This is a genomic window from Pseudomonas sp. No.117 (genome assembly GCF_054558395.1).
This window is the reverse complement of record NZ_BAAJNP010000004.1, coordinates 364,184-389,948: the sequence shown is the minus strand read 5'-3', so window position 1 is coordinate 389,948 and position 25,765 is coordinate 364,184. Positions and strand designations below refer to the sequence as shown.

Below are 25,765 nucleotides of genomic sequence, written 5' to 3'. Positions count from 1 at the left end.
CTCCCTTTATTCAGCTAAAAGGCAAATAACATGATGACGCACCTGGATTCCCTGCAAGCGGGTCGCTCTGTCGCACGCCTGAAATTCAACTTGCGTGATGCCGGCACGCTGATCGGCTTGTTGATCATCGTGGTAACGTTTTCGCTACTTTCGCCGGTCTTTTTCACGCTGCCAAACGTATTGAACATCCTGCAGCAGTCGTCGATCAGTGCGCTGATCGCCCTGGGCATGACCCTGGTGATCATCTCCGGCGGGATCGATCTTTCCGTCGGTCCTACCGCCGCCCTCGCGGCCGTGCTGGGTGCGACGCTGATGGTGGCGGGCGTCCCCGTGCCCCTGGCGATCCTGGCGACGCTCGCCGTCGGGGTAGCGAGCGGCGTCTTCAGCGGGACACTGATCGCCTATGCGGGATTGCAGCCGTTCATCGTCACCCTGGGCGGGCTCTCGTTGTTTCGCGCCATCGCCCTGATCTATACCGGCGGCAACCCGGTATTCGGCATTCCCATGGAGTTTCGCAGCCTGGTCAACGGTAGCCTGCTCGGCATTCCAGTACCCATCCTGGTGGTCGCGGTCATCGCCCTGGTGCTGTGGACGGTGATGAACAAGACCCCGTTGGGCGAATACATCCTGGCCATCGGTGGCAACGAAGAGGCCGCCCGAGTGGCAGGTGTGCCAGTGAAAAGGACCAAGGTCGTCGTCTACGTGATTTCGGGCAGCTTGGCCGCCCTCGCGTCCTTGATCCTGATCGGCCGTCTCGGCGCGGCGGAGCCTACCATCGGCAACCTATGGGAGCTGGATGCGATCGCGGCGGCCGCCATCGGCGGCGCTTCCCTGATGGGAGGCAAGGGCAGCATCTTCGGCACCCTGGTCGGGGTGGTCATCCTCGGTGCCCTGCGCAATGGCCTGACGCTCCTCAATATCCAGGCCTTTTATCAGTTGCTCGCCATAGGCCTTATTATTATCTTGGCGATGTTGATAGATCGGGCCACTCGAGGCAAGTAATGAAGCAGGATCCACGAGCCATCGGCGCACAAATTCGCATGCGTCTGCCGCAGTTGACGCCGCTGGAGCGACGTGTCATTGAAGCCGTTATCGCCCGTTCCGATATCAGTGAACAAACTTCGCTGAAGGAGATCGCCCAGGAAAACGGCGTCTCCGAAGCCATGATTGTCAAGATCACCAAGAAACTTAGTTTCGCGGGTTTCCGGGATTTCCGCAGTAGTTTGATCTACTACAATGCCTCCGAAGTGGCCGGACTGCATGCGGAAATCGAGCCCGGCGATTCCTCGGAGCAATTGCTGGCCAAGGTGTTCAGGACGTCCATTCAAGCCATCGAAGAAACGATGTCCATCCTGGATATATCGGAGTTCAATCGGGCCGCGGATATCATCTTCAAGGCGCGGCATATCGATCTCTATGCGGTGGGTGGTTCCGCTGCGGTCGCCCGGGATCTGTCCCACAAGATGCTCAAGATCGGGATCAAATCCACCGCGTACGACGATGCGCACATCATGCTGATGTCGGCCGCCGTCTTGTCCGACGACGATGTGGTCATCGCGATCAGCCATTCCGGGGCTACCCGCGCAGTCAATGATCCGGTGGTACTCGCGGCCCGTAACGGCGCGCGGGTTATCGCCATCACCAACTATGCCGAATCACCCATCGCGCGCCATGCCCATGTGGTGCTCAATTCAACGTCCCAGGGATCGCACCTGCTCGGTGAAAACGCTGCTTCGCGAATCGCCCAGCTCAATATCCTCGACGCACTGTTCGTCGCGATCGCGAAGAAGGATTTGCAGCGGGCGGAGAAGAATCTGATGAAAACCCAGCGTGCGGTCCAGGACCTGCGAGAACTCTAACGATGAAAAACATTCTGGTTGCCGGCAGTCTGCACTACGACATCATGCTGGATGCCGACCATCGTCCGCGCAAGGGCGAAACGGTCCTGGGTACAGCTTGCGATTACAAGTTTGGTGGGAAGGGCGGCAACCAGGCGATAGCGGCCGCGCAGGCTGGCGCCCGGGTCAGATTCATCGGGGCCGTGGGTGACGACGAACAAGGCCGCTTCCTGCTCAGGCATCTCGTCGCGGCCGGTGTCGATGCGTCCGGTGTCCAGGTCACGGCGGACAGTCCTTCGGGAATGAGCGTGGCGATCACCGACGCCGAAGGCGACTACGGGGCGGTGGTGGTCTCCAATGCCAATCTTCATATTGCTCCCTCGGCGTTCCAGGCACCTGGCTTCTGGGACGACGTGGCCATGCTGGTGCTGCAGAACGAAGTAGCCCCTGCGCTCAATCTCGAGATCGCCCGTGCAGCCCGGGCCCAGGGGGTGAGGGTATGCCTCAACGCCGCGCCAGCGCGTGTCCTACCCCCCGAATTCGCGGCCTGTATCGACGTTCTGGTGGTCAACGCCGTGGAGGCGCGCGACATGAGCGGTCTTCCGGTAGAAGATCTGGTGGGCGCCCGGGCGGCAGCCGAGGCGCTCTCGGCGAGCTTCCCCCGGGTGGTGGTGACTGCTGGCGAACATGGCGTGGCTTTCAGTGAGAGAGGGCAGAGCGGGGTGTTGCCCGCGATAGAAGTCGAGTTGGTTAGCACCCATGGCGCCGGGGATTGTTTCGTCGGCGTGCTGAGTCGGGCGCTGGCTGAAGGCGAGGAACTGTTGGAAGCCGTGGCGATGGCAAATCAGGCCGCGGCGGAACACGTATCGCGCGTCGCCTGAATTTTTCATTCCGCCTCCGAGTTCGTTCGAGTCGCTGAGCGCGCACTCGATATTAGCCACGCGTCGTTCGAGCTGACTTCCTCTCGCCGTTTCTTAAGCTTGACCTCTCGTCAAAGCGCTCCGTGGCTTGATTCCATACAACTTCGAAAGCAGATTAGAGGACTTCGGAGGCGGTCGGCTGGATAGCGTTCCTATAAATTCACGGGGCACTTCTATTTGCCCCTGGCGTCTCCTTGCGGGATGCTCTATTGTCTGCGCCAACTTTCACGGGATGTCGTAGTCTCAGCTACCGTACATTCCACTTTCATCAGGAGCGCCCATGTCCCGTCTCGCCGAATTCCGTGCCGCCGAAGAACAACTTCGCGCCCAACTGCAATTGCTCGAAGATCTCAAGCAGGACAGTTCCCTGCAGAAAGAAATCGAATTTGAAAGCAAGCTGCAAGGGCTGATGGACGAATACCAGATGAATCTGGGTGATATCATTGGCATCCTGGATCCCAACGCTGCCCCCAAGCACAAGGCGCAGACGCCGCATCCGGAAAAGCCCGTGGGCAAGCGTCGTCCGCGCAGCACCAAACGCTACCAGCACCCCAAGACCGGCGAGGTCATCGAAACCAAGGGCGGCAACCACAAGTTGCTGAAGGCTTGGAAAGCCGAACACGGCGCCGATACCGTCGAAGGTTGGCTGCAGTAATAGTTGCCCTTGTTCCGGTCGATGACAGTATCGAGCGCGTCTATCGGCCGGAGCTTTCTCACCCTCCCGCCTAGGCACTTGGGTGCCTGCCAGATCCTCTAGCCGCAATGGCTAAAAACTCGTCGCTTCGCCTCAATCACCAGGCGTTATTTTCATTATTTGCCTTTGAAACAGATCGCTCGATAGTGCCGCAAAGTGGTCCGGGTAGCGTTTATCGAAGTGTCGAACTCATGAAGCGCTCTGGATAGCCGCTGTCTTGTTGCCAACGACCCCCAAGAACCCCCCGTCGAACTAATCAGCTATCCGCGCGCAAGCGATAGCCGACCCCGGGTTCGGTCACTATATAGCGAGGTGTTACCGGATCATCGGCCAACTTCTGGCGCAAATGACCGATCACGATCCGTAGGTAGTGGGTGTCCTGGGCATGGGTCGGGCCCCAGATATCGATCAGCAACTGTCGTTGCGTCACTACCCGTCCGGGGTGCTGGGCGAGGGCGGCCAGGACCGCGTATTCCTTGCGCGTCAGCGCGATCTCGGTACCTGACAGGGTCACCCGCCGATAGGCGAAGTCCACCCGCAATTCGCCTACCTCCAGGGCGGCGACCTGGGCCGTGGCGTTGCCTGGTGCCTGGCGGAGCAGGGCGCGGACCCGGGCGAGGAATTCCTGGATGCCGAAGGGCTTGGTGACATAGTCATTGGCGCCGGCATCCAGGGCGCGGACCTTCTCGCGCTCGTCCGCCCGGACCGAGAGCACCAGCACCGGCACCGCCGACCACTCGCGCAACTCGGCCAGCACCTCCTGGCCATCCCGGTCCGGCAGGCCGAGGTCGAGGATGACCATGTCCGGCTGGCCGACAGCGGCCTGGGCCAGGCCATCGGTGCCGGTGGCGGCCTCGCTCACCCGATAGCCCTGGGCGGCGAGGCTGATGCGCAGGAACTTGCGGATCTGGGGTTCGTCGTCGATGACGAGGACATGAGCGGACATCGGCAGGCTTCCACAGCAAAGGGCAACATCATAGCGTCTACCGCGACGCCTATTACCTGAGCGAGTCCGCAGGAGGCGTCGGCAGCGGCAGGTGCATGCGCATCGTGGTACCGCGGCCGTCGAGGCCATCGTCCACGCTGACCCGGCCGCCGTGGGCACCCACCATGCCCTGGCAGATCGCCAGTCCCAGGCCGGTACCCTGGCCACCGCGATCACCACGCGCCGCGGTATAGAACATGTCGAAGATCCGGCTGCGATCCTCCAGCGGAATGCCGGGGCCTTCGTCGGCGACGGCGATCTGCAGTTCCCCGCCCTGGCGCGTCAGGCTGATCTCCAGGCGTCCCCCGGGGGCGGAAAAGCGGATGGCGTTTTCCAGCACGTTGACCAGGGCCTGCTCGATCAGGGCAGGGTGAACCCAAAGTAACGGCAAGCCTTCTTCCACGCGGGTGGTGACCTGCAAACCAGCCAGCAGAGGTTGGAGACGCTGCAGGGCGCTGGCCAGGATGTCACCGGGATCGACCCAGTCGCGGGCCAGTTGCAGGCTGCCGTGGCCGAGGCGGGTCATGTCCAGCAGGTTCTGGATGTAGCGATCGAGACGCTCGGCCTCCTGTCGGGTAGCGTCCAACAGGTCCTGGCGATCGGCGGCCGGGATGACGTCGCCCAGGGTTGCGAGGGCATCGATGGAGCCGCGCATGACCGTTAGGGGCGTGCGCAGGTCATGGGATACCGAGGCCAGCAGCGCGCTGCGCAGCTGTTCGGTTTCCCCATGCAGGCGTGCGGCCTCCAGGTCCTCGCTGAGGCGTACCCGGGCCAGGGCTTGCGCCAGCGGCTGGCCGAGGCTGGCCAATTGGCGACGCTCGCTGTGGTCCAGGGGCCGCGCATCCTCGCGGCGTACGCCCAGGACCGCGAGACTGCCGCCTTCGGCCAGCAACGGCCACCACCACCAGCGGCCGGAGGGCAGGGTGTCGGTACCGCAGCCAGCCGGTTTTTCCTGCTTGCAGGCCCATTCGGCGGCGATGCGCTCGTTGTCGGCCAGGGTCAGATCCGGCGGCTGGGTCGCCAGGCGCGCGTCGGCGTCGGGAAGGAGCAGGCAGATGTGCTGGTCCCTATCGCCGAGATGCTTGAGGGTGACACTGACCACCGCCTGGCGATCGCTGGCCGCGCTCAGTTGCCGGGTGAAGTCCAGCAGCGCCAGGGTCTCGCGCTGGGTCAGGCGCAGCGCTTGCAGCTGGCGCCGCTGGCGGGCGGCCAGGTCGCCGGTGAGCAGCGCCATCAGCAGGAAGAACGCCAGGGTGAGCACATCCTGCTCGCGATTGATGGTCAGCGAGAAGGCGGGCGGAATGAACAGGAAGTCGTAGGCGAGAAAGCCGAGCAGGGCGCAGAACAGCGCCGGTCCGCGGCTGCTGCGTACCGCCACCAGTAGCACGGCGGCGAGAAAGATCAGCGAGATGTTGGGCAATTCCAGCAGGCCCGAGACGCCTTCGGCCACCGTGGCGGCCAGGGCGGTCGCCAGGATGGCGGCACCATAGGGGCCGGGGCGCAGCGGACGCCGGGAGCGCGCGGTGGGCGGGGTGTCGCGATCCAGGTCGAGGATGGCGATCTCCAGGCCCTGGGCCAGGCGTAGCAGGCGGCTGGCCAGCCGGCGTCGGAGACTGAAGCCGCGAGGGCGGCCGCGGCCGATCAGCAGCACGCTGGCTCGCTGATCGCGGGCGTGGCGCACCAGGGCGCGGGCCGGATCGCTGTCGCGCAGGGTCAGGACCTCGCCGCCGAGTCGCTCGGCCAGGCGTTGGCTGGCCTGCAGATGGCTGCGTGCGGCATCGTCCAGGGGTTGGCCGGTGTCGACGTGCACCAGGGTCCAGGGCAGGTGGCGTTGTTCGGCCAGGCGACTGGCCTGGCGCACCAGGCGCTCCGCCGAAGGCGAGGTACCGGCCCCGACGATGAGCCGCCCCAGCAGCGGCGGCGCGGCCTGGCCCTGCTGGCGATAGCGTAGCGTCAGGGCGGAGTCGACCTGGGCAGCGGCGGTACGCATGGCCAGCTCGCGCAGGGCGGTCAGGTTGGTCTGGCTGAAAAAGGCATCGATGGCGGCGCGTGCCTGTTCGGGCACATAGACCTTGCCCTCGCGCAGCCGCTCCAGCAGTTCCCGCGGCGGCAGGTCGATGAGCACTAGTTCGTCGGCGTCCAGGAGCACCTGGTCCGGCACCGTTTCCCGTACCTGCACCCCGGTGATGTCGCGCACCTCGTCGTTGAGGCTTTCCAGGTGCTGGACGTTGACCGTGGTGTAGACGTGGATGCCGGCGGCGAGCAGGTCCTCGACGTCCTGCCAGCGCTTGGCGTGGCGGCTGCCCGGGGCGTTGCTGTGGGCCAGCTCGTCCACCAGTACCAGGTCGGCCGGTTCGGCGAGCAGCCCTTCCAGGTCCAGTTCGGTGAGCTTCAGGCCCCGGTGCTCGACCCGCCGCAGCGGTTGTTGCGGCAGGCCGGCGAGCAGGGCCGCGGTTTCCCGCCGCCCATGGGTTTCCACGATCCCGGCCCGCACCCGGCGGCCTTGGCGCAGCGCGGTCTGGGCCGCCTGCAGCATGGCGTAGGTCTTGCCCACGCCGGGAGCCGCACCCAGGAACACCTTGAGACGGCCGCGCCCTTCGCGGTGTTCGGCGAGCAGCGCTTCGGCGCGCCCGGTGCTGTCGGTCATTTACTCAGGTCCGCCAGGGCCAGATTGAGAAGCAGGACATTAACCGTTGCCGGGCCGAAGAGCGAGGTGTGCGTCTGCTCGCGTACCAGGGCCTCCAGGCGCTCCGGCGCCAGGCCACGGGCCGCGGCGATGCGGGCGATCTGGTAGCGGGCGCCGGCCGGGGTGATATCGGGGTCGAGGCCGCTGGCGGACGTGGTCAGCAGCTCCTGGGGCACCGGTCCCTGGTCGGCCACCAGGACGTCGGGCAGGGCCTTCTCGATCCGCTCGCGCAGGGCCGGTGCCGCTTGTGCCAGGTTGCTGGCGCTGCTGGAGACGGTGGCATAGTCACCCGCCGAGGGGCGCGGCTGGAACCACTCGGCACCGGTGAATTTCTGCGCGATCAGGCGCGAGCCGACGACACTGCCGTCAGTGCGCTGGATGAGGCTGCCACCGGCCTGGTCGGCGAACAGCACCTGGCCGAGCACCGTCACCAGCAGCGGATAGGCGCCGCCCGTGAGGACGCTGAGCAGCAGGAGCATCAGCGCGGCGGAACGAAGTTGCATGAGCATGGCGGTCTCCTCAGACCAGACCCAGGGCGCCGAGCACCAGGTCGATGACTTTGATACCGATGAAGGGCACGGCGATGCCGCCCAGGCCGTAGATCAGCAGGTTGCGGCGCAGCAGGGCGGCGGCGCTGGCGGCCTTCACCCGCACCCCGCGTAGCGCCAGGGGGATCAGCGCGACGATGATCAGGGCGTTGAAGACGATGGCCGAGAGGATGGCGCTCTGCGGGCTGGTCAGGTGCATCACGTTGAGCACATTGAGCTGCGGATAGATGCCGGCGAACAGCGCGGGCAGGATGGCGAAGTACTTGGCCACGTCGTTGGCCACCGAGAAAGTGGTCAGGGCGCCGCGGGTCACCAGCAATTCCTTGCCCACCTGGACCACGTCCAGCAGCTTGGTGGGATCGGAGTCGAGGTCCACCAGGTTGGCGGCCTCACGGGCGGCCTGGGTACCGTCGTTCATGGCCATGCCGACATCGGCCTGGGCCAGTGCCGGGGCGTCGTTGGCGCCGTCGCCGCACATGGCCACCAGCTTGCCCTCGGCCTGCTCGCTGCGGATGCGCTCCAGCTTCTTCTCCGGGGTGGCTTCGGCGATGACGTCATCCACCCCGGCCTCGGCGGCGATGGCGGTGGCGGTCAGGGGGTTGTCGCCGGTCACCATGACGGTACGGATGCCCAGGGTGCGCAGCTCGGCGAAGCGCTCGCGGATGCCGGGCTTGACCACGTCCTTGAGGTGGATGGCACCGAGCAGCTGGCCCTCGCCACAGACCAGCAGCGGGGTGCCGCCACTCTTGGCGATGGTCTCGATCTCGCGGGCGAGTACCTCCGGCACGTCGGCGCGGGTCTGGCCGAGAAAGGCCAGTACGGCGTCCACCGCACCCTTGCGGAATTCGCGGCCCTGCCAGTCGATCCCGGACAGGCGGGTCTCGGCGCTGAAGGGAATGGCCGTGACCTGGGCGCGCGGCGGCTCTTCCAGCGGGTGCAGGTTGCGCAGGTACTCGACCACCGAGCGACCCTCCGGGGTCTCGTCGGCCAGCGAGGCGTAGAGTGCGCCTTCGGCCAGCGCCTTGGGCGTGACGCCGGGGGTGGCATAGAGGGCGCTGCAGCGGCGGTTGCCGAAGGTGATGGTGCCGGTCTTGTCCAGCAGCAGGGTATGGACGTCACCGGCGGCCTCCACGGCGCGCCCCGAGGTGGCGATCACATTCAGCCGTACCAGGCGGTCCATGCCGGCGATGCCGATGGCCGAGAGCAGGCCGCCGATGGTGGTGGGGATCAATGTGACCAATAGGGCCACTAGAAACAGCAGCGGCAATTGGCCGCCGGCCAGGGCGGCGAAGGGCTGCAGCGTGACCACCACCAGCAGGAAGATCAGCGTCAGGCCGATCAGCAGGATGTCCAGGGCGATCTCGTTGGGCGTCTTCTGGCGCTTGGCGCCTTCCACCAGGGCGATCATCCGGTCCAGGGTCGATTCGCCCGGGTTGGCGGTGATGCGCACCCGGATCCAGTCCGACACCACCCGGGTGTTGCCGGTGACCGCCGAGCGATCGCCGCCGGACTCGCGGATCACCGGGGCGGATTCCCCGGTGATGGCCGCCTCGTTGACCGCGGCGACGCCCTCGATGATCTCGCCGTCACCGGGGATCAGTTCGCCGGCTTCCACCCGTACCACCTGGCCCTTGCGTAGGGAGCTGGCAGGCACCATACGGTAGCTGCTGTTTTCTTCCAGGCGGGCGGCGAGGTTCTGGCCAATACCCTTGAGACTGTCGGCGCGGGCCTTGCCGCGGCCTTCCGCGAGTGCTTCGGCGAAGTTGGCGAAGAGCAGGGTGAACCACAGCCAGAGCGTGATCTGCACCGCCACCCCGGTGCTCACGCCATTGTTGGGCGCCAGGCACAACAGGGTGGAGAACAGCGCGGTGATCTCCACCACGAACATCACCGGCGAGCGGATCTGCTGGCGCGGGTCGAGCTTGACAAAGGCCTGCCGCAGCGCCTGGCGCCAGAGGGTGCCGGCGGTAGGGGTGGGCAGGGTGTGGGTCTGGGCATCCATTTCAGCGGACTCCGAACAGTTGCAGATGGTCGGCGATCGGCCCCAGGGCGAGCGTCGGCAGGAAGGTCAGGCCACCCACCAGCAGGATGGTGACGACCAGCAGGGTGACGAACAGGGGGCCGTGGGTCGGAAAGCTGTTGGGCCCCACCGGGACGGCGCGCTTGGCCGCCAGGCTGCCGGCGATGGCCAGGATCGGCAGGATGTAGCCGAAGCGGCCAATCAGCAGCGCCAGACTCAGCATCAGGTTGTGGAAGGGCGTGTTGGCGGTGAAGCCGCCGAAGGCCGAGCCGTTGTTGGCGGTGGCCGAGGTATAGGCATAGAGCAGCTGGCTGAAGCCATGGGGGCCGCTGGCGCCAATGCCGGCCACGCCGGCTGGTACGCTGGCGGCGATGGCACCCAGCACGAGCACGCCCAGCGGCATCACCAGCAGGGTCGCTACCAGCAGACGCACCTCGGGGGCCTCCAGCTTCTTGCCCAGGTATTCGGGGGTGCGGCCAACCATCAGGCCGGCGATGAAGACGGCGATGAGCACATTGAGCAACATGCCGTAGAGGCCGGCACCGACCCCGCCGAAGATCACCTCGCCGAGCATCATGTTGAACAGCGCCACCAACCCGGTAAGGGGCGACAGGCTGTCGTGCATGGCATTGACCGAGCCGTTGGAAGCGGCGGTGGTCACCGTGGCCCAGAGCGCCGACGCCACGGCGCCGAAGCGGGTTTCCAGGCCCTCCAGCGAAGCGCCCTGGGTGATCGCCAGGTTGGCGAGCGCCGGGTTGGCATGGTCCTGGGCGCCAATGGCGACCACGGCCCCGACCACCAGCAGGCCGAACATGGCGGCGAAGATCGCCCAGCTCTGCCGCCGGTCCTTGACGTAGTCGCCGTAGCTGAACACCAGGGCCGCCGGGATCAGCAGGATGGCGGCCAGCTCCAGCAGGTCGCTCAGCGCGGTGGGGTTCTCGAAGGGGTGGGCCGAATTGACGCCGAAGAAGCCGCCACCGTTGGTGCCGAGCTGCTTGATGGCGATCTGGCTGGCGGCCGGGCCGAGCGGCAGACTCTGGCTGGCGCCCTGTACGGTAGTGGCATCCACGTAGGCCGCAAAGGTCTGGGGTACGCCCTGCCAGATCAGCAACAGCGCCAGGGGAACGCACAGCGGCAGCAGCACGTAAAAGGTGGCGCGGAACAGGTCGACCCAGAAGTTGCCGATCTCCCGGGCGCTACGCCGGGCGATGCCGCGGGCCAGCGCGGCCAGCACCGCCACGCCCACGGCCGCGCTGACGAAGTTCTGCACGCCCAGGCCGACCATCTGGCTGAGATAGCTCAGCGAGGCTTCGCCGCTGTAGGCCTGCCAGTTGGTATTGGTGACGAAGCTGATGGCGGTGTTCAGTGCCAGGGTCCATTCCAGGCCCGGCAGATGCTGGGGATTCAGCGGCAATTCGCCCTGCAGCAGCAGGATGGCGAACAGCAGAGCGATGCCCAGCAGGTTGAACAGCACCAGGGCGATGGCGTAGGTGCGCCAGTCCTGGCCGCGGCCATCGGTGCCGACCAGCTTGAGCGTCAGGCGCTCGAGCGGTGCACCGAGGAAGGTCAGCCAGGTCCGCTCGCCTTCGAGGGCGCGGTAGTAGAAGCGCCCGAGGAAGGGTGCGGGCAGGAAGGTCAGGGCCAGGAAGGCCAGGATCAGGAACGCGGCTTGGCTGTCCATGCCGCCTCCCTAGTTGCGGCCGGCGCGTAGCAGCGCCGCCAGCAGATAGACGAACAGGCCCAGTGCCAGCAGCAGGGCCAGAAGATTCCAGGGGTTCATTGCGCGCTCTCCACGAATCAAAGCTCCTCGAACGGCAGATGCCGCGTGGAGAAATTGTCGGGAGGAGGGCTGTAAAGAAGCGAGGCGCGCTCAGGTGCGGGGGCGTAAAGAAAGCGTTAAATCGGCCCCGCCCTCCAGGAGGGACGGGGCCTGGCAATCATTGCTGCGGGGCGTTCTGCTGTTCCTGCTTGGCCTTCTTGTTGGCCTCGTGGTGACCGATGGCACAGCCAGCGGCGGCCCCAGCTACGCCGTGACCCCCGGCGACATGACCAGCGGCGCCCCCGACGACGGCGCCCTTGACGCAGCCGGCAGCGAAGGAGGCTTGGCTGGCGCCGAGCAGCATTGCGGAAAGGGCAAGGGTAGGCAGGAGTTTCATGGTAGCGACCTCTCGTGGGTGCGAAGTAATGTCCTGTAACAATTGACCTGGCGAGGCTTCGGGGGTTCGCCGCCTTGTGCAAATCTTCCGTGGATAAGCTGCATGCCAGAGCCTGCCAGCCTCCAGGCTACGGGTAGGACGCCTGATGCAGGACGGCCCAGTAGGCTGGTTTCGGCCGTTGCTGGCGGTCGAACAGGAGCGGCTGGTCGTCTCCTGGTACGCCCGGCGTGTTGTTCAGGTAGCTGTGGTCGTCGGCCACGCCCCACCAAGTCACGGCGCTCACCTCGGGATGCCTCAGGACCATGGCCATCAGGTCGCGATAGCGTTCGGCCTGAAGGTCCAGACGCTGCGGCAGGCCGAGTGCGGGGTGGTAGTCGTGGTGCTGGTAGAGGCTCATGTCCAGCTCGGTGATCTGGTTCTCCAGCCCTAGCCGGGCGAAGGTGGACAGGGATTGATCAATGGCCGCCAGACTCGGCCAGTAGATACTGATATGGGTCTGGTGACCAATGCCCTGCACCGGTACCCCTGCGGCCAACAAACCCTTCACTACGCGCGCCAGGCAGTCGCGCTTGGCGGGTTCCTGGGTGTTGAAGTCGTTGATGAACAGCCGCGCCTGGGGATCGGCGGCATGAGCGGCGCGAAAGGCCTCGGCGAGATAGTCGGGGCCGGCTACCTGCAGCCAGCGATCATTGCGCAGGCAGCTGGATTGGGTGGCGTCGATGGCTTCATTGACCACGTCCCAGGCATAGACCTGCCCGCGGTAGTGCCCTACCACGGTCGCGATGTGCTGGCGCAGCCGTTGTAGCACCTGCTCGCGCGACTCCGGCTGGCCATTTTTGCCTTGCCAGAACCAGTCTGGCGTATGGCTGCCCCAGAGCAGGGTGTGACCGCGCACCGCCAGGCCGTGGCGTTCGGCGAAGGCGACGATGGCATCGGCCGGCCCGAAGACATAGCGGTCCTCCTGCGGATGGATCTGCAACGGTTTCATGGCGTTCTCGGCCACCAGGCTGCTGAACTGCGCCGCCAGCAGGGCACCATCGGGACCCGCCAGTTGATCCGGCTCGATGGCGGCGCCGATCTTCAGGCGAGGGGCATAGGCCGCGGCGAGCGAGCGGGTGGCGGATGCCTGGCTCGCGTCCGCGGCAAGCAGGCAGGTGGTGGCGCTGCACAGGCCGAGCGCCGATAACGCGAGAAAGAGCCAACGTGACATCTGTCGAAATCCTCGGTCTGCCTTCGGGCGCGCAGCGGTGAATCCCGCACGAGCCAGGTCCCCGATGAGGTCTGGCGTCAGGAAGCTTTGTGTAGTTGCTCTTCCTTGGCCTTCTCCGCCAAGTGATGGCCGACCACGCACCCAGCGACCGCGCCGGCAATGGCATGGTGTCCGGCCACATGCCCGGCCACGCCGCCGACCACGGCGCCCTTGATGCAACCCGCCGCCAGGCTCGCCTGGCTGAGGCCGAGCAGGGAGACCGACAGGATGATGACCGCAAGACGTTTCATGGCAGGTACCCGAGGCGTGATGGAGCGTCGAAGGTAACGGCACTCGGGTTAACGGGCGCTTAAGACCAGCACCTATGCCGCGACCCGCGTAGCGTGGAAAACGGCGCAGTCTTTTCCACCGATAGCCAACAGCACATCGCTTGGCCTCCCGCGTGGACAAGCTTCGCGTTGTCCACCCTACTGCAAGGGCACAAAAAAACCGCCCCGAAGGGCGGTTTTTCAGTACCGAACGCTGGCGTCAGACTTCGACGGCGGCGATACGGGCCTTTTCGGCGCTTTCACGGAATTCCGCGATCTGGTCGAAGCTCAGGTAGCGGTAGACGTCCGCGGCCATGCTGTCGATGCTCTTCGCGTATTCCATGTACTCCTCGACGGTGGGCAGCTTGCCCAGGATCGAGGCCACCGCCGCCAACTCCGCCGACGCCAGGTAGACGTTGGCGCCGTCGCCCAGGCGATTGGGGAAGTTACGGGTGGAGGTGGAGACCACGGTGGCGTTGGCGGCCACACGGGCCTGGTTGCCCATGCACAGCGAGCAGCCCGGCATTTCCATGCGCGCACCGGCCTTGCCGTAGATACCGTAGTAGCCTTCCTCGGTCAGCTGGTGCTGGTCCATCTTGGTCGGCGGCGACAGCCACAGACGGGTCGGGATCGAACCCTTGACCTTGTCCAGCAGCTTGCCGGCGGCGCGGAAGTGACCGATGTTGGTCATGCAGGAACCGATGAACACCTCGTCGATCTTGTCGCCGGCCACCTGCGACAGCAGGCGGGCGTCGTCCGGATCGTTCGGGGCGCACAGTACCGGCTCGTTGACCTCGGCCAGGTCGATCTCGATGACTTCGCTGTATTCGGCGTCGGCATCGGCGGCGAGCAGTTCCGGGTTGGCGATCCAGGCTTCCATGGCGCGCGCGCGGCGCTCCAGGGTGCGCGGGTCACCGTAGCCTTCCTCGATCATCCAGCGCAGCAGGGTGATGTTGGACTGCAGGTACTCGGTGATGGACTCGGGCGACAGCTTGATGGTGCAACCGGCAGCGGAACGCTCGGCGGAGGCATCGGACAGCTCGAACGCCTGCTCCACGGTCAGGTCTTCCAGGCCTTCGATCTCGAGGATGCGGCCGGAGAAGATGTTCTTCTTGCCCTTCTTCTCGACGGTCAACAGGCCTTTCTGGATGGCGTAGTAGGGGATGGCATGCACCAGGTCACGCAGGGTGATCCCGGGCTGCATCTTGCCCTTGAAGCGCACCAGGACCGACTCCGGCATGTCCAGCGGCATGACGCCGGTGGCGGCGGCGAAGGCGACCAGGCCGGAACCGGCCGGGAAGGAGATGCCGATCGGGAAGCGGGTGTGGGAATCGCCACCGGTGCCGACGGTGTCGGGCAGCAGCATGCGGTTCAGCCAGCTGTGGATGATGCCGTCGCCTGGACGCAGGGAGACGCCGCCACGGGTGCGGATGAAATCCGGCAGGGTGTGGTGGGTCTTGACGTCGATGGGCTTGGGATAGGCCGCGGTGTGGCAGAAGGACTGCATCACCAGGTCGGCGGAGAAGCCCAGGCAGGCCAGGTCTTTCAGCTCGTCGCGGGTCATCGGACCGGTGGTGTCCTGGGAGCCGACGGTGGTCATCTTCGGCTCGCAGTAGGTGCCGGGGCGCACGCCCGCGACGCCACAGGCCTTGCCGACCATCTTCTGCGCCAGGGTGTAGCCCTTGCTGCTCTCGGCCGGCTGGTCCGGCTTGTTGAACAGGTCCGACGGGCCCATGCCCAGTTCGGCACGCGCTTTTTCAGTCAGGCCACGGCCGACGATCAACGGGATACGGCCGCCGGCGCGGACTTCGTCCAGCAGCACGGGGGTCTTGAGTTCGAAGGTGGCGAGCACCTCGTCGCTGCCGTGGCGGGTAACCTTGCCGGCCTTGGGATAGACGTCGATGACGTCGCCCATTTCCAGCTCTGACACGTCGAATTCGATCGGCAGGGCGCCGGCGTCTTCCATGGTGTTGTAGAAGATCGGGGCGATCTTGGAGCCGAAGCAGAAGCCGCCGGCGCGCTTGTTGGGCACGTAGGGGATGTCGTCACCGAAGAACCACAGCACCGAGTTGGTGGCGGACTTGCGGGACGAGCCGGTGCCGACCACGTCACCGACGTAGGCGACCGGGAAGCCCTTGGCGCGCACTTCCTCGATCTGCTTCAGCGGACCGATGCTGCCTTGCTGCTCGGGCACGATGCCGTCGCGAGCCATCTTCAGCATGGCCAGGGCGTGCAGCGGGATGTCCGGGCGCGACCAGGCGTCGGGGGCGGGGGAGAGGTCGTCGGTGTTGGTTTCGCCCGGCACCTTGAACACGGTCAGGGTGTACTTCTCGGCGATTTCCGGACGCTTCTGGTACCACTCGCCTTCGGCCCAGGACTGCATGACGGCCTTGGCGTGGGTATTGCCGGCCTTGGCCTTCTCGGCCACGTCGTGGAAGGCGTCGAACATCAGCAGGGTGTGCTTGAGTTGCTCGGCGGCCACGGCGCCCAGCTCGGCGTCGTCCAGCAGCTCGACCAGGGTGGCGATGTTGTAGCCGCCCTGCATGGTGCCCAGCAGCTCGGTGGCGCGCTGCTTGGTGATAAGCGGGGACTGGGCTTCGCCCTTGGCGATGGCGGAGAGGAAACCGGCCTTGACGTAGGCGGCTTCGTCGACGCCCGGCGGAACGCGGTTGGTGATGAGATCGACGAGGAAGTCTTCCTCACCGGCGGGAGGATTCTTCAGCAGCTCGACCAGACCGGCCGTTTGTTCGGCGTTCAGCGGCTGGGGCACGATGCCCTGGGCGGCACGCTCTTGTACGTGATTACGATAGGCTTCTAGCACAGGTTGACCCTCATCAGTGGTCCAATATTGCGTCCGGGGGCTGGCGCCCCGAAATGTATCCGGCAGGGGTGACGGGGGAGGCTGCGGGCAGGACCGCCGTCGCGCCGGACGCATTCCGCTAGAAGCTGTTTTCAAAGTTTTACGCCGGCCGCTGCTGTGCAGATCGGGCGGCAGGGCGGTTGATGAGGCCGCCGCAGCCCGGGTGCCGGAAACTTTGCTCGTGACGCTTTGAAAACAGCTTCGTATCGGACATTGCGCCTATAAGGCTGCCCAATTCTACGCCAAGCCTGCGGCGAAGTTAAGCGTTGCGTTGTCGCAACCCCACTTCGCCGTCTTGGACCTTGGCGGTAGAGGGCCTAGCGGCCCAGGTGGGCGAAGCGGCCGGTGAAGGGCTTGGCGAGGGGATAGGCCAGGTCCCCGTGCTTGCTGGTCCCCAGGCCCAGGTCGACCAGGGACTCGGCTAGCTTGACCGCGGCACTCACGCCTTCGATCACCGGGATGCCGATGGCCTCGCTCAGGGCTTCGCGCAGATCGGCCATGCCGCCACAGCCGAGCACGATGGCGCCGGCGCCTTCCTCGTCGCGCGCGCGACGGCCCTCGGCGGCGATCAGCTCGATCAGGCTGTCATCGGCCGCTTCCAGGGCGAGCACCGGCAGGTCGATGCAGCGTACCGAGGTGCACAGCTCGGCGAAGCCGTAACGCTGCAACAGGTGCTCGGCGATGATGCGGGTGCGGGTGAGGGTGGTGACCACGGCGAAACGGGTCGCCAGCAGGCTGGCCAGGTGGAAGCCGGCTTCGGCGATACCCAGTACCGGCCCCTGGGCCATCTCCCGTGCCGCCAGCAGCCCCGGATCGCCGAAGCAGGCGATGACATGGGCCGCGCAGCCGGCCTCGACGCCCTTGCGCATCTCCTCGATCACCCCGACCGCGGCGACCGCCTCGTCATAATGACTTTCGATGGACACCGGGCCGGCGTCCGGATTGCTGGCGAGAATGGTGGTGCCCGGGCGGGCGATGGCCTGGGCCGCACGACCGATCTTGGCGGTCATGGCAGCGCTGGTGTTGGGATTGATGACCTGGATCTGCATGGGGTGCCTCAACTGCGTTTGAAGATGCTGCGGAAATCGGGCTCGGCCGGGGTGGGCTGGTCGATTCTCAGGGATTCGCGGATCAGCCGCAGATGCCGCGCCATCCAGTCGCTGGCCGCCACGCCGTCGCCCTTGGCGAGCAGGTCCAGCAGCTCGCCGTGCTGGCCGCAATCGCAGCCCAGGCTGTGGCGCGAGCCATAGATGGCGATGAGCAGCGAGGAGCGGCTGGCCAGCTGCGCGACCTGCTCGGTCAGCACCTGGTTGTCGGCCAGCGCCGCAAGCTCGACGTGGAAGCGGGCGGACAGCTGAATCGCCAGGCTGTGGCGTCCACTGTGCTGGGCCTCGTGCTCCTCTATACAGAGCTGGCGCAGCGGGGCCAGTTGCGCCGCGTCGACCCGGGCGGCGACCAGGGGCATCAAGGCCGGCTCGATCAGTTGCCGCGCGGCGAGGATGTCCTGGGCTTCCTTGGCGCTGGGCTGGGCGACCTGGGCGCCGCGGTTGGCGCGCAGGGAGACCAGGCGCTCCAGGGCCAGGCGCTGCAGTACCTTGCGGATGCCGGTGCGACTGACGCCGAAGGTCTCCGCCAGGGTGTCTTCCGGCAGCCGGGTACCCGGTGCCAGCCGGTGTTCGACGATGGCTTCGAGGATGTCCTGATAGATCCGCTCGTCCCGGGGAGAGGCGGCAACGGCGAGTGGCGAAGGTACTGCACTCATGAGCGTGCTCCGGCGATTTGCGTGAATTGTATACAAAAATAGGGTTGGCGACGACGAGAAAAGGGCCGAGCGGTTATGCGCCAAGGTAGCGCTTCACTGATACCAAATGCCCCAGAGAAGTGCACATTTGCGCCGGGTCTTACCGTTGTGCCAGAGCGGTTTGCCGCTAAATTCCTTTGCTGAGCCAGCCAGTTAACTAGATTCCTGAGTAACTGGCACGTTCCCTGCCTGATGGATTGTATACAAAATCAGGCAGGCATCGTACGCAGGTGCCCGCCACCACGGAGGAGGCGATTCATGACCCAGCAGATTCCCCCGGGCTACAGCCCACGCCTGTACAACGAAGACCTCGGCCCGGTCGAGCAGAAATGGAGCTGGTACAACATCTTCGCCTTCTGGATGAGCGACGTGCACAGCGTGGGTGGCTATGTCTTCGCCGCCAGTCTCTTCGCCCTGGGCCTGGCCAGTTGGCAGGTGCTGATCGCGCTGTTGGTGGGTATCTGCATCATCCAGGTGATCGCCAACCTCGTTGCCCGCCCGAGCCAGCAGGCGGGAGTGCCCTATCCGGTCATCTGTCGCCTGGCCTTCGGCGTGTTCGGCGCGAACATCCCCGCGGTGATCCGCGGCCTGATCGCGGTGGCCTGGTATGGTATCCAGACCTATCTCGCCTCCAGCGCCCTGGTCATCGTCGTGCTCCGCTTCTTCCCGGCGCTGGCCGTGTACGGTGACACCAGTTTCCTCGGACTCTCCTATCTCGGCTGGATGGGTTTCCTGACCCTCTGGGTGCTGCAGGCCTGCGTGTTCTGGGCCGGCATGGAGTCCATCCGCCGCTTCATCGACTGGGCCGGGCCCGCGGTCTATGCGGTGATGTTCCTGCTGGCTGCCTGGATCGTCTGGCGCGCCGGCTGGAGCAACATCAGCTTCACCCTGGCGGAAAAGCAGCTGACCGGCTGGGCCGCCTTCGGTCAGGTGATCATGGCCATCGCCCTGGTGGTGTCCTATTTCTCCGGACCCACGCTCAACTTCGGTGACTTCAGCCGTTACTGCCGTTCCATGCAGGACGTCCGCCGCGGCAACTTCTGGGGCCTGCCGATCAACTTCCTGGCGTTCTCCCTGGTCACCGTGGTGATCGTCTCCGGCACCCTGCCGGTGTTCGGCGAGATGATCCACGACCCCATCGCCACCGTCGCCCGCATCGACAACACCACCGCCGTGCTGCTCGGCGCCTTCACCTTCGTCACCGCCACCATCGGCATCAACATCGTCGCCAACTTCGTCTCGCCGGCCTTCGACTTCGCCAACGTGGCACCGAGCAAGATCAGCTGGCGCGCCGGCGGCATGATCGCGGCCGTGGCCTCGATCTTCATCACCCCCTGGAATCTGTTCAACAACCCCGAGGTGATCCATTACACCCTGGATGTGTTGGCCGCCTGCATCGGTCCGCTGTTCGGCATCCTGCTGGTGGACTACTACCTGCTGCGCAAGGGCCGGATCGAGGTCGACGCCCTGTTCGACGCCACCCCGGGCGGTACCTACTGGTACAACGGCGGGGTCAACTGGGTGGCGGTGCAGGCGCTGGTCGCCGCCGCGCTGATCGGGCTGTGCTTCACCTTCGTGCCCTGGTTCAAGCCCATCGCCAACTTCGCCTGGTTCACCGGCTGCTTCCTGGGCGGCCTGTTCTTCCACGTGCTGAGCCGTCGCAGCGCCAATCCGCTGCCGGCCAGCGGCGCCGCCGCGGTGTGACCGACCCGGTGATCCGGTGCGGCCGGAGCGGACTACCCGCTCCGGCCGCTGGCGTTTCCGGCTAGACTAGGCGTTTTGCTCCAAGGCATTTCGCCCATGTCCGCTCCCGTCATCAAGACGCCCTGCGTCGGCCTGTGCTCGACGATGTTCGGCGACCACGTCTGCCGTGGCTGCAAGAGATTCCACCACGAGGTGGTGAACTGGAATCTCTACAACGAAGACGAGCGCCGCGCCGTCTGGGCGCGGCTGGAAGTGCTGCTGGTGCAGGTGGTGTCGGCCAAGGTCGACGTCTTCGATCCGGCCTTGCTGCGCCAGCAGTTGCAGCAGCGCAGCATCCGCTTCCGCCCGGACCAGTCCGAGTACTGCTGGGCCTACCAGTTGCTGGCGCGCGGCGCGCGCCACATCCAGCAATTGGACGCCTATGGCTTGCGGCTGCTGCCCGAATTCCGCGAGCGGCCGCTGGCCGAGTTGCGCGATGCCATCGACCGGGAATTCTTCCTGCTGTCCGAAGCTCACTATGACCGCTATATCGCCCCGCGCTTCCTGCTCGAGGGCATCGACAGCCGGGTCTGAATCCTCAGGATCGAGCGGCACTGCCCGTGGCCGTCTCTTTCTTTATAATGCGCGGCTTTTGCACGGGATTACGCTGATGTCCTTGCCCGAGATGCACGAATTCCTCGGTTGCCGCACGCCGGATGCCTGGGTCGAGGCCGCGCTGCAGGATCTGCCGACGTTGCTGCAGGATCATGCCAACAACGAGAAGAAGGCTGCCGGCGCCGCCTTCCACTATCTGTTCACCTATTCCAATCGCGCCGAGCTGTCCTGGAAGATGTCACGGATCGCCCGCGAGGAATTGCGGCACTTCGAGCAGGTGCTGCAGATCATGAAGCGGCGCGGCATCGAGCATCGCAACGTCAGCTCGGCGCGCTATGCGGGTGCCCTGCGCAAACTTTGCCGCAACCACGAGCCGCTCAAGCTGACCGACAGCCTGGTGGTCGGCGCCTTCATCGAATGCCGCTCCTGCGAGCGTTTCGGCGCGGTGGCGCCTCACCTCGACGAGGAGCTGGCCAAGTTCTACGGCGGTCTGCTGGCCTCGGAGGCGCGGCACTTCCAGGATTATCTCAAGCTGGCCTATCTGTATGGCGAGCGCGACGATGTCGACGCCAAGATCGCCGAGGTGCGCGCCCTGGAAGTGGAGCTGATCACCTCCAGCGACCGGGAGCTGAGATTCCACAGCGGGATCCCGCAGGTGGCGTGAACCGCCTCACTTGCAGGCCTTGGTTTCGCCGACGTAGGGATTGCCACGGCCCATGATGCAGGCCAGGCGCTGGTTGCGCTGGCGCTCCCAGGCCTCCGGCGGGTACTGCTTGGTCCAGGCGGTGTAGAGCTGGCGATCCTGCTTGGACAGGCGCAGGCCGTAGCGATCGCTCATGTAGAAGTAGGTGCGCGCCACCATGCCGCGGATTTCCGGGCGTGGCATAGCGGTCTTGGCCTTGAAGTCCACCACCATCTGGCAGGCGCCATACTGGGTCGCCTTCTGCGGCAGCCAGCCGAAGGCGAAATTGCTGCGGTCGCCGTTGACCTCGCCGACCACCGGTACCAGGTTGAAGAGATCGGCCTCGGCCTTCTGGTACACCGGGTCGTTGGCGGTGCAATTCTTGCGGCCGCCCTTTTGCCAGCACTGGCGCTGATGGCCGATGACCCAGGCCGGCACGATGTGTTCCCACTCGATGCGACTGGCGCGCTGGGCGCTCTTGCGCGGGACGTAGCCGCAGCTCTTCAGGTCGACGGTCTTGCCGCTGTAGTGGCAGCCACAGTAGAAGTCCACGCCCTGCTTGGCATAGACCTTGGTCGCGACCCGCTTGGCCTCGGTGAAGGTGCGGGGCGGTTCCGGCGTCGCCAGGGCGCTCAGGGAGGCCAGAGTCAGGCAAAGCAGCAGGGCGGGGCGCAACGACATGGAGAATCCGTCCGAAAAAGCGCGGATACTACCGACCCGTACGGGGTGGCGGTGTGACCGGGTTCACTGGCAGTCGTCGCTCTCCGCTGCCGCTTGCGAAGCGGAACCCGATTCGATATCAATGACTTAGAGGTAAGGCATGGCAGCCTGGGACATCTTCTGCACGGTGGTCGACAACTACGGCGACGCGGGTATCACCTGGCGTCTCGCCCATCAGCTGGTCGCCGAGCATGACCAGCAGGTACGGCTCTGGATCGACGACCTCTATCCCCTGGCGCGCATCCAGCCGGGAGTGGATGGGACCGCCGAGGAGCAAAGCCACAAGGGCGTGGAAATCCGGCGCTGGCACGCCGACTGGGCGGCGGTGGAATCGGGCGACGTAGTGGTGGAAGCCTTCGCCTGCCAGTTGCCGGAGGGCTTCGTCGCGGCCATGGCGCGACGCAGCCAGCGCCCGCTGTGGCTCAATCTGGAATATCTCAGCGCCGAGGAGTGGATCGAGGGCTGCCACGCCTTGCCCTCGCTGCAGCCGACCGGCCTGAACAAGTACTTCTTCTTTCCCGGCTTCACGCCCAAGGTGGGTGGCCTGTTGCGCGAACAGGGCCTGCTCGCCCAGCGGGACAGGTTCCTGGCGAGTGCCGACGCGCGTACCAGGTTCCTCGCCGGCCTGGGGGTTCAGCAGCAACCGGGGGAGCGACTGTTCTCCCTGTTCGCCTACGAGAATCCGGCGCTGATCGACTGGCTGGATGCGCTCAGCGCCGGTGCGCAGCCCACTTGTCTCCTGGTGCCCGAGGGGCGGGTGCTGGCCAACGTGGCGGCCTGGCTGGGCGTCGACTGGCTCAAGGCGGGGGACAGTCATCGCCGTGGCGCACTGCGGGTCCAGGTGCTGCCTTTCGTCGCCCAGCAGGATTACGACCGCCTGCTATGGTGCTGCGAGTTCAACGCGATTCGCGGCGAGGATTCCTTCGTCCGGGCGCAATGGGCGGCCCATCCCTTCGTGTGGCACATCTATCCGCAGGAAGAAGACGCCCATTTCGTCAAGCTCGAGGCCTTCCTCGCGCGCTATGTCGAGACCGCCACCCCGGCGCTCGCCGCCGCCGTGAGCGCTTTCTGGCTGGCCTGGAATGGTCGTGGAGACCTGGCCGCCGCCTGGTCCGCGCTCGACGCCCAGGTCACGGATTGGCGCCTCCTGGCGCGTGACTGGAGCCAGTTGCAAGGGTCTTACAGCGATCTTGCCGCCAGCCTGGTGCAATTTCATACAGATTGGCTATCATATGGCGCCTCGAAATCCCGTTCTTCCATCCATACGGATAACCGCATGAAAACCGCACAAGAGTTCCGTGCCGGCCAAGTGGCCATGATCGACAACGCTCCCTGGGTCATCCAGAAAGCTGAATACAACAAGTCCGGCCGTAACGCTGCAGTGGTCAAGATGAAGCTGAAGAGCCTGCTGTCCGGTAGCGCGACGGAAACCGTCTTCCGCGCCGACGACAAGCTGGAGCCGGTCATCCTGGATCGCAAGGAAGTCACCTACTCCTACTTCGCCGATCCGCTGTACGTCTTCGTCGATGCCGACTACAACCAGTACGAAGTCGAGAAAGACGACCTGGGCGAAGCCATCGCCTTCATCGAAGACGGCATGACCGACGTCTGCGAAGCCGTGTTCTACAACGAGCGCGTCATCTCCATCGAACTGCCCACCACCATCGTGCGCCAGATCGCCTACACCGAGCCGGCCGTTCGCGGCGATACCTCGGGCAAGGTCATGAAGACCGCTCGCCTGAACAACGGCTACGAGCTGAAGGTATCCGAGTTCTGCGACATCGGTGACCACATTGAGATCGACACCCGTACCAATGAGTACAAGTCGCGCGCCAAGGTCTAAGAACCTATTCAAAGTCTGCTGCGCGTCGGCCAAACGGCGTTGAAAATGGCTTCGGAATGCTCATTTACCACTCGTAAACTCCGCTTCCTCAGCCATTTTCGCCTTGTTTGGCTCTAGCTCGCGAGACTTTGAACAGGCTCTAAACCAGGCGTCTCGATAGAAAGCCCGGCTCGCCGGGCTTTTTGCTGTCTGGGCATCTGCCAGGCTCGACTGGTGTTTCGATATTCCTTCGCTTCTGGATAGTGCCGCCGTGGAATCGCTGTTTACCTTGTTGATCGATGTCGTCCTCGGGGCGGTGCTGGGTGTAGTGGGTGGGCTGTTCGGTATCGGTGGCGGGCTGATCGCCATTCCGGTGCTGGCGCTGCTGTTCGGGCTCGACCAGCAACTGGCGCAGGGGACGGCGCTGGTGATGGTGGTGCCCAACGTGCTGCTGTCGGTCTACAAGTACAACCAGCGCAATCGCATCGACTGGCAGCGGGCGGCCTTGCTGGCGGGTGCGGGCATGGCCTCCGCCCTGCTGGGGACCGCCCTGGCGGTGTCCCTGGATGCCCGTTCCATGCGTCATGGCTTCGTCGGCTTTCTGTTGCTGCTGGTGCTCTACAACCTCTGGCAGCTCTATCGCCGTGGCCAGCCACCGCTGACCACGCCGAGTCGCGCCGGGCTCGGCCTGCTGGGGCTGGTGGCCGGCTTGGTGGGCGGGCTGTTCGGTGTGGGCGGCGCGGTGATCGCCACGCCGATCCTCGCTGGGGTGATGGGGCTGACTCAGGTCGCTGCCCAGGGCATGTCCCTGGCCATGGCACTGCCCACCACCGGCGTCACCCTGGCCAGTTACGCCTGGCATGGCGAAGTGGCTTGGCGCGTCGGCATTCCCCTGGCCATTGGCGGCCTGCTCAGCGTGAGCTGGGGCGTGAAGCTGGCCCATCAGCTTCCCGAACGGCTGCTGCGCCTGCTGTTCTGCGGCTTCCTGCTGCTCTGCGCGGTCTTGCTGGCGCTACGCTGACTACTGCCGGAAGCCCTCGGCGATATGCTCGGCGAGGGTATCGATGATGGGCGAGGCGCTGCGCGGATTGCGCAGCAATTCGATGGAGCAGGCGGGCAGGTCCGGCATGCCTTCCGCTTCCCCCAGCCGCCGCAAGTCAGCAGGCAGCAGGCTCTCCAGTTGCGCGGTGACCGCCAGGCCCGCCTTGACGATCCCCAGCAGCGCCGCCAGGCTCGGGCTGCTGTAGGCCAGGCGATAACCCCGCTGGCGGTTGTCCAGCGCCCGGCGCGCCCATTCGCTGAGAAAGCAGGAGGTGTTGAACATCGCCAGCGGTAGGGTATCGCGCTGGTGTACGTCGAAGCCCGGCGCCTCGGCCCAGACGAAGCGCTCGCGGCGCAGCGGCAGGCCGATCTCGTTGCCCGGCTCGCGGGTAACGATGGTGAGATCCAGGTCCTGGCGCTGCAGCAGGCCGGCTGTGGTCTCGCAGTGGACGTCCACCTGCACCAGCGGATAGGCCTTGGCGAAGCCCGCCAGGATCCCCGGGATGAACCTCATGACATAGTCGTCGGGAGTGCCGATGCGGACGATACCCACCATGTGCGGCTCGCGTAGGGTGGTCATCACCTCCCCGTGCAGCTTGAGAATGCGCCGCGCATAGCCCAGCAGGATCTGACCTTCCGCCGTGAGGCGTACCTGGCGCCCGTCGCGCTCGAACAGGCGGCGCTCCAGTACATCGTCCTCCAGCTTGCGCATCTGCATGCTGACCGCCGACTGGGTGCGATTGACCACCTCGGCCGCACGGGTGAAGCCGCCCTGGTCGGCGATGGCGACGAAGGTGCGCAACAGGTCGGTGTCTATGCTCGGGTAATTCATGGCATCAGCCCGCTGAATGGGTTGCATCAGAAAGATTCGTTGGATTGATGTTAAGCCAGAACCAATAGTTGAGCCATCACCCTCGTCGCAGGAAGATCATCATGGCTCAGCTCCTCGTTCGTTCTGGTTCCACTGTCAGTGCCTATGGTCAATCGCGCGCCCTGCAGCTGCTCGGTTGGCTGAAACGGGCGGTGGAGATCTCGCGCCAGCGCCGTGCGCTCTATCGGCTGGACGACGCCGCCTTGAGCGACCTCGGCCTGAGCCGCGCCGACGCCTGGCAGGAGGCCGATAAGCCGTTCTGGGCGCAACCGGCGCAGGAGTGCGAGCGCCGATCCTGCTAGGGT

24 protein-coding genes and 1 pseudogene are annotated in these 25,765 nt (G+C 65.4%); 11 read left to right on the top strand and 14 right to left on the bottom strand.

Annotation, left to right across the window (positions count from 1 at the left end; genetic code table 11):
• Positions 1 to 30: 30 nt before the first annotated feature.
• The 4 genes from ACYJP6_RS11680 (at position 31) to ACYJP6_RS11665 (ending at position 3,413) form a co-directional block, all read left to right on the top strand.
• Positions 31 to 1,002: an ABC transporter permease gene (locus ACYJP6_RS11680; RefSeq protein WP_459475136.1), complete on the top strand. Its 972-nt coding sequence runs from the start codon at positions 31 to 33 to the stop codon at positions 1,000 to 1,002.
• Positions 1,002 to 1,859, top strand: a complete 858-nt coding sequence (locus tag ACYJP6_RS11675; RefSeq protein WP_459475135.1) for a MurR/RpiR family transcriptional regulator — start codon at positions 1,002 to 1,004, stop codon at positions 1,857 to 1,859. Before ACYJP6_RS11680 ends, ACYJP6_RS11675 begins: the two co-directional genes overlap by 1 nt.
• A gap of 2 nt (positions 1,860 to 1,861) precedes the next feature.
• On the top strand, positions 1,862 to 2,719 hold the full coding sequence (locus ACYJP6_RS11670) for a PfkB family carbohydrate kinase (RefSeq protein ID WP_459475134.1): 858 nt from the start codon (positions 1,862 to 1,864) through the stop codon (positions 2,717 to 2,719).
• Between the two features lie 319 nt (positions 2,720 to 3,038).
• Positions 3,039 to 3,413, top strand: coding sequence for a histone-like nucleoid-structuring protein, MvaT/MvaU family (locus tag ACYJP6_RS11665; RefSeq protein WP_459475133.1), 375 nt, complete (start codon positions 3,039 to 3,041; stop codon positions 3,411 to 3,413).
• Positions 3,414 to 3,708: 295 nt separating this feature from the next.
• Here ACYJP6_RS11665 and ACYJP6_RS11660 read toward each other — a convergent pair whose 3' ends face one another.
• From ACYJP6_RS11660 to ACYJP6_RS11605, 12 genes are all read right to left on the bottom strand, one after another.
• Entirely contained in the window at positions 3,709 to 4,398 is a 690-nt protein-coding gene (locus ACYJP6_RS11660; protein ID WP_459475132.1) for a response regulator, read from the bottom strand.
• Between the two features lie 52 nt (positions 4,399 to 4,450).
• Positions 4,451 to 7,084 carry an ATP-binding protein gene (locus ACYJP6_RS11655; protein ID WP_459475131.1) on the bottom strand — a complete coding sequence of 878 codons (2,634 nt, stop codon included), beginning with the start codon at positions 7,082 to 7,084 and terminating at the stop codon, positions 4,451 to 4,453.
• Positions 7,081 to 7,632 carry a potassium-transporting ATPase subunit KdpC gene (kdpC, locus tag ACYJP6_RS11650; RefSeq protein ID WP_459475130.1) on the bottom strand — a complete coding sequence of 184 codons (552 nt, stop codon included), beginning with the start codon at positions 7,630 to 7,632 and terminating at the stop codon, positions 7,081 to 7,083. The genes ACYJP6_RS11655 and kdpC overlap by 4 nt, the downstream gene beginning before the upstream one ends.
• Positions 7,633 to 7,642: 10 nt before the next feature.
• On the bottom strand, positions 7,643 to 9,673 hold the full coding sequence (gene kdpB / locus ACYJP6_RS11645) for a potassium-transporting ATPase subunit KdpB (RefSeq protein ID WP_459475129.1): 2,031 nt from the start codon (positions 9,671 to 9,673) through the stop codon (positions 7,643 to 7,645).
• 1 nt (position 9,674) lies between these two features.
• Positions 9,675 to 11,372 carry a potassium-transporting ATPase subunit KdpA gene (kdpA, locus tag ACYJP6_RS11640; RefSeq protein WP_459475128.1) on the bottom strand — a complete coding sequence of 566 codons (1,698 nt, stop codon included), beginning with the start codon at positions 11,370 to 11,372 and terminating at the stop codon, positions 9,675 to 9,677.
• A gap of 9 nt (positions 11,373 to 11,381) precedes the next feature.
• On the bottom strand, positions 11,382 to 11,471 hold the full coding sequence (locus ACYJP6_RS11635; RefSeq protein ID WP_145003275.1) for a potassium-transporting ATPase subunit F: 90 nt from the start codon (positions 11,469 to 11,471) through the stop codon (positions 11,382 to 11,384).
• A 157-nt stretch (positions 11,472 to 11,628) separates the two neighbouring features.
• The gene (locus tag ACYJP6_RS11630; protein WP_459475127.1) at positions 11,629 to 11,847 is read right to left on the bottom strand and encodes a hypothetical protein; all 219 of its coding nucleotides are present in this window, start codon (positions 11,845 to 11,847) and stop codon (positions 11,629 to 11,631) included.
• 127 nt (positions 11,848 to 11,974) lie between these two features.
• Positions 11,975 to 13,057: an endo-1,4-beta-xylanase gene (locus tag ACYJP6_RS11625; protein ID WP_459475126.1), complete on the bottom strand. Its 1,083-nt coding sequence runs from the start codon at positions 13,055 to 13,057 to the stop codon at positions 11,975 to 11,977.
• Positions 13,058 to 13,134: 77 nt separating this feature from the next.
• Entirely contained in the window at positions 13,135 to 13,347 is a 213-nt protein-coding gene (locus ACYJP6_RS11620; RefSeq protein WP_459475125.1) for a hypothetical protein, read from the bottom strand.
• A 238-nt stretch (positions 13,348 to 13,585) separates the two neighbouring features.
• Entirely contained in the window at positions 13,586 to 16,186 is a 2,601-nt protein-coding gene (acnB, locus tag ACYJP6_RS11615; RefSeq protein WP_459475124.1) for a bifunctional aconitate hydratase 2/2-methylisocitrate dehydratase, read from the bottom strand.
• 356 nt (positions 16,187 to 16,542) lie between these two features.
• Entirely contained in the window at positions 16,543 to 17,274 is a 732-nt protein-coding gene (locus ACYJP6_RS11610) for an aspartate/glutamate racemase family protein (RefSeq protein ID WP_459475123.1), read from the bottom strand.
• An 8-nt stretch (positions 17,275 to 17,282) separates the two neighbouring features.
• Positions 17,283 to 17,987, bottom strand: coding sequence for a GntR family transcriptional regulator (locus tag ACYJP6_RS11605; protein WP_459475122.1), 705 nt, complete (start codon positions 17,985 to 17,987; stop codon positions 17,283 to 17,285).
• Between the two features lie 297 nt (positions 17,988 to 18,284).
• On the opposite strand from ACYJP6_RS11605, the gene ACYJP6_RS11600 reads away from it, so the two are divergent.
• The 3 genes from ACYJP6_RS11600 (at position 18,285) to ACYJP6_RS11590 (ending at position 20,988) form a co-directional block, all read left to right on the top strand.
• Complete coding sequence (locus tag ACYJP6_RS11600) at positions 18,285 to 19,730, top strand: NCS1 family nucleobase:cation symporter-1 (RefSeq protein ID WP_459475121.1); 1,446 nt, start codon at positions 18,285 to 18,287, stop codon at positions 19,728 to 19,730.
• Between the two features lie 96 nt (positions 19,731 to 19,826).
• Positions 19,827 to 20,303 (top strand): DUF1289 domain-containing protein, encoded by a 477-nt coding sequence (locus ACYJP6_RS11595; protein WP_459475120.1) that lies wholly within the window; start codon positions 19,827 to 19,829, stop codon positions 20,301 to 20,303.
• A gap of 73 nt (positions 20,304 to 20,376) precedes the next feature.
• Positions 20,377 to 20,988 carry a MiaE family protein gene (locus ACYJP6_RS11590; protein ID WP_459475368.1) on the top strand — a complete coding sequence of 204 codons (612 nt, stop codon included), beginning with the start codon at positions 20,377 to 20,379 and terminating at the stop codon, positions 20,986 to 20,988.
• A 6-nt stretch (positions 20,989 to 20,994) separates the two neighbouring features.
• On the opposite strand, the gene ACYJP6_RS11585 is transcribed toward ACYJP6_RS11590, so the two are convergent.
• Complete coding sequence (locus tag ACYJP6_RS11585) at positions 20,995 to 21,687, bottom strand: endonuclease (RefSeq protein WP_459475119.1); 693 nt, start codon at positions 21,685 to 21,687, stop codon at positions 20,995 to 20,997.
• Positions 21,688 to 21,826: 139 nt separating this feature from the next.
• On the opposite strand from ACYJP6_RS11585, the pseudogene earP reads away from it, so the two are divergent.
• The 3 genes and pseudogenes from earP to ACYJP6_RS11570 all read left to right on the top strand — a co-directional run.
• Positions 21,827 to 22,954 (top strand): annotated as a pseudogene (earP, locus tag ACYJP6_RS11580) (elongation factor P maturation arginine rhamnosyltransferase EarP); the annotation flags it as partial.
• A gap of 48 nt (positions 22,955 to 23,002) precedes the next feature.
• The gene (gene efp, locus ACYJP6_RS11575; protein ID WP_167509287.1) at positions 23,003 to 23,569 is read left to right on the top strand and encodes an elongation factor P; all 567 of its coding nucleotides are present in this window, start codon (positions 23,003 to 23,005) and stop codon (positions 23,567 to 23,569) included.
• Between the two features lie 259 nt (positions 23,570 to 23,828).
• Entirely contained in the window at positions 23,829 to 24,569 is a 741-nt protein-coding gene (locus tag ACYJP6_RS11570) for a sulfite exporter TauE/SafE family protein (protein WP_459475367.1), read from the top strand.
• On the opposite strand, the gene ACYJP6_RS11565 is transcribed toward ACYJP6_RS11570, so the two are convergent.
• A complete protein-coding gene (locus ACYJP6_RS11565) occupies positions 24,570 to 25,421 on the bottom strand; it encodes a LysR family transcriptional regulator (RefSeq protein WP_459475366.1) in 852 nt (283 codons plus the stop codon).
• Between the two features lie 101 nt (positions 25,422 to 25,522).
• Here ACYJP6_RS11565 and ACYJP6_RS11560 point away from each other — a divergent pair, with 101 nt between their 5' ends.
• Entirely contained in the window at positions 25,523 to 25,762 is a 240-nt protein-coding gene (locus tag ACYJP6_RS11560; protein ID WP_459475118.1) for a DUF1127 domain-containing protein, read from the top strand.
• Positions 25,763 to 25,765: the final 3 nt, after the last annotated feature.

What these genes read in the sequence shown, in the direction of transcription:
- ACYJP6_RS11565 (WP_459475366.1), bottom strand. Translation starts at nt 25,421, where the DNA reads ATGAATTACCCGAGCATAGACACCGACCTGTTGCGCACCTTCGTCGCC.
- ACYJP6_RS11660 (WP_459475132.1), bottom strand. Translation starts at nt 4,398, where the DNA reads ATGTCCGCTCATGTCCTCGTCATCGACGACGAACCCCAGATCCGCAAG.
- kdpA (WP_459475128.1), bottom strand. Translation starts at nt 11,372, where the DNA reads ATGGACAGCCAAGCCGCGTTCCTGATCCTGGCCTTCCTGGCCCTGACC.
- ACYJP6_RS11675 (WP_459475135.1), top strand. Translation starts at nt 1,002, where the DNA reads ATGAAGCAGGATCCACGAGCCATCGGCGCACAAATTCGCATGCGTCTG.
- ACYJP6_RS11670 (WP_459475134.1), top strand. Translation starts at nt 1,862, where the DNA reads ATGAAAAACATTCTGGTTGCCGGCAGTCTGCACTACGACATCATGCTG.
- ACYJP6_RS11635 (WP_145003275.1), bottom strand. Translation starts at nt 11,471, where the DNA reads ATGAACCCCTGGAATCTTCTGGCCCTGCTGCTGGCACTGGGCCTGTTC.
- ACYJP6_RS11585 (WP_459475119.1), bottom strand. Translation starts at nt 21,687, where the DNA reads ATGTCGTTGCGCCCCGCCCTGCTGCTTTGCCTGACTCTGGCCTCCCTG.
- ACYJP6_RS11665 (WP_459475133.1), top strand. Translation starts at nt 3,039, where the DNA reads ATGTCCCGTCTCGCCGAATTCCGTGCCGCCGAAGAACAACTTCGCGCC.
- kdpB (WP_459475129.1), bottom strand. Translation starts at nt 9,673, where the DNA reads ATGGATGCCCAGACCCACACCCTGCCCACCCCTACCGCCGGCACCCTC.
- ACYJP6_RS11600 (WP_459475121.1), top strand. Translation starts at nt 18,285, where the DNA reads ATGACCCAGCAGATTCCCCCGGGCTACAGCCCACGCCTGTACAACGAA.
- ACYJP6_RS11625 (WP_459475126.1), bottom strand. Translation starts at nt 13,057, where the DNA reads ATGTCACGTTGGCTCTTTCTCGCGTTATCGGCGCTCGGCCTGTGCAGC.
- kdpC (WP_459475130.1), bottom strand. Translation starts at nt 7,632, where the DNA reads ATGCTCATGCAACTTCGTTCCGCCGCGCTGATGCTCCTGCTGCTCAGC.
- ACYJP6_RS11605 (WP_459475122.1), bottom strand. Translation starts at nt 17,987, where the DNA reads ATGAGTGCAGTACCTTCGCCACTCGCCGTTGCCGCCTCTCCCCGGGAC.
- ACYJP6_RS11630 (WP_459475127.1), bottom strand. Translation starts at nt 11,847, where the DNA reads ATGAAACTCCTGCCTACCCTTGCCCTTTCCGCAATGCTGCTCGGCGCC.
- ACYJP6_RS11560 (WP_459475118.1), top strand. Translation starts at nt 25,523, where the DNA reads ATGGCTCAGCTCCTCGTTCGTTCTGGTTCCACTGTCAGTGCCTATGGT.
- ACYJP6_RS11680 (WP_459475136.1), top strand. Translation starts at nt 31, where the DNA reads ATGATGACGCACCTGGATTCCCTGCAAGCGGGTCGCTCTGTCGCACGC.
- ACYJP6_RS11620 (WP_459475125.1), bottom strand. Translation starts at nt 13,347, where the DNA reads ATGAAACGTCTTGCGGTCATCATCCTGTCGGTCTCCCTGCTCGGCCTC.
- ACYJP6_RS11610 (WP_459475123.1), bottom strand. Translation starts at nt 17,274, where the DNA reads ATGCAGATCCAGGTCATCAATCCCAACACCAGCGCTGCCATGACCGCC.
- ACYJP6_RS11655 (WP_459475131.1), bottom strand. Translation starts at nt 7,084, where the DNA reads ATGACCGACAGCACCGGGCGCGCCGAAGCGCTGCTCGCCGAACACCGC.
- efp (WP_167509287.1), top strand. Translation starts at nt 23,003, where the DNA reads ATGAAAACCGCACAAGAGTTCCGTGCCGGCCAAGTGGCCATGATCGAC.
- ACYJP6_RS11595 (WP_459475120.1), top strand. Translation starts at nt 19,827, where the DNA reads ATGTCCGCTCCCGTCATCAAGACGCCCTGCGTCGGCCTGTGCTCGACG.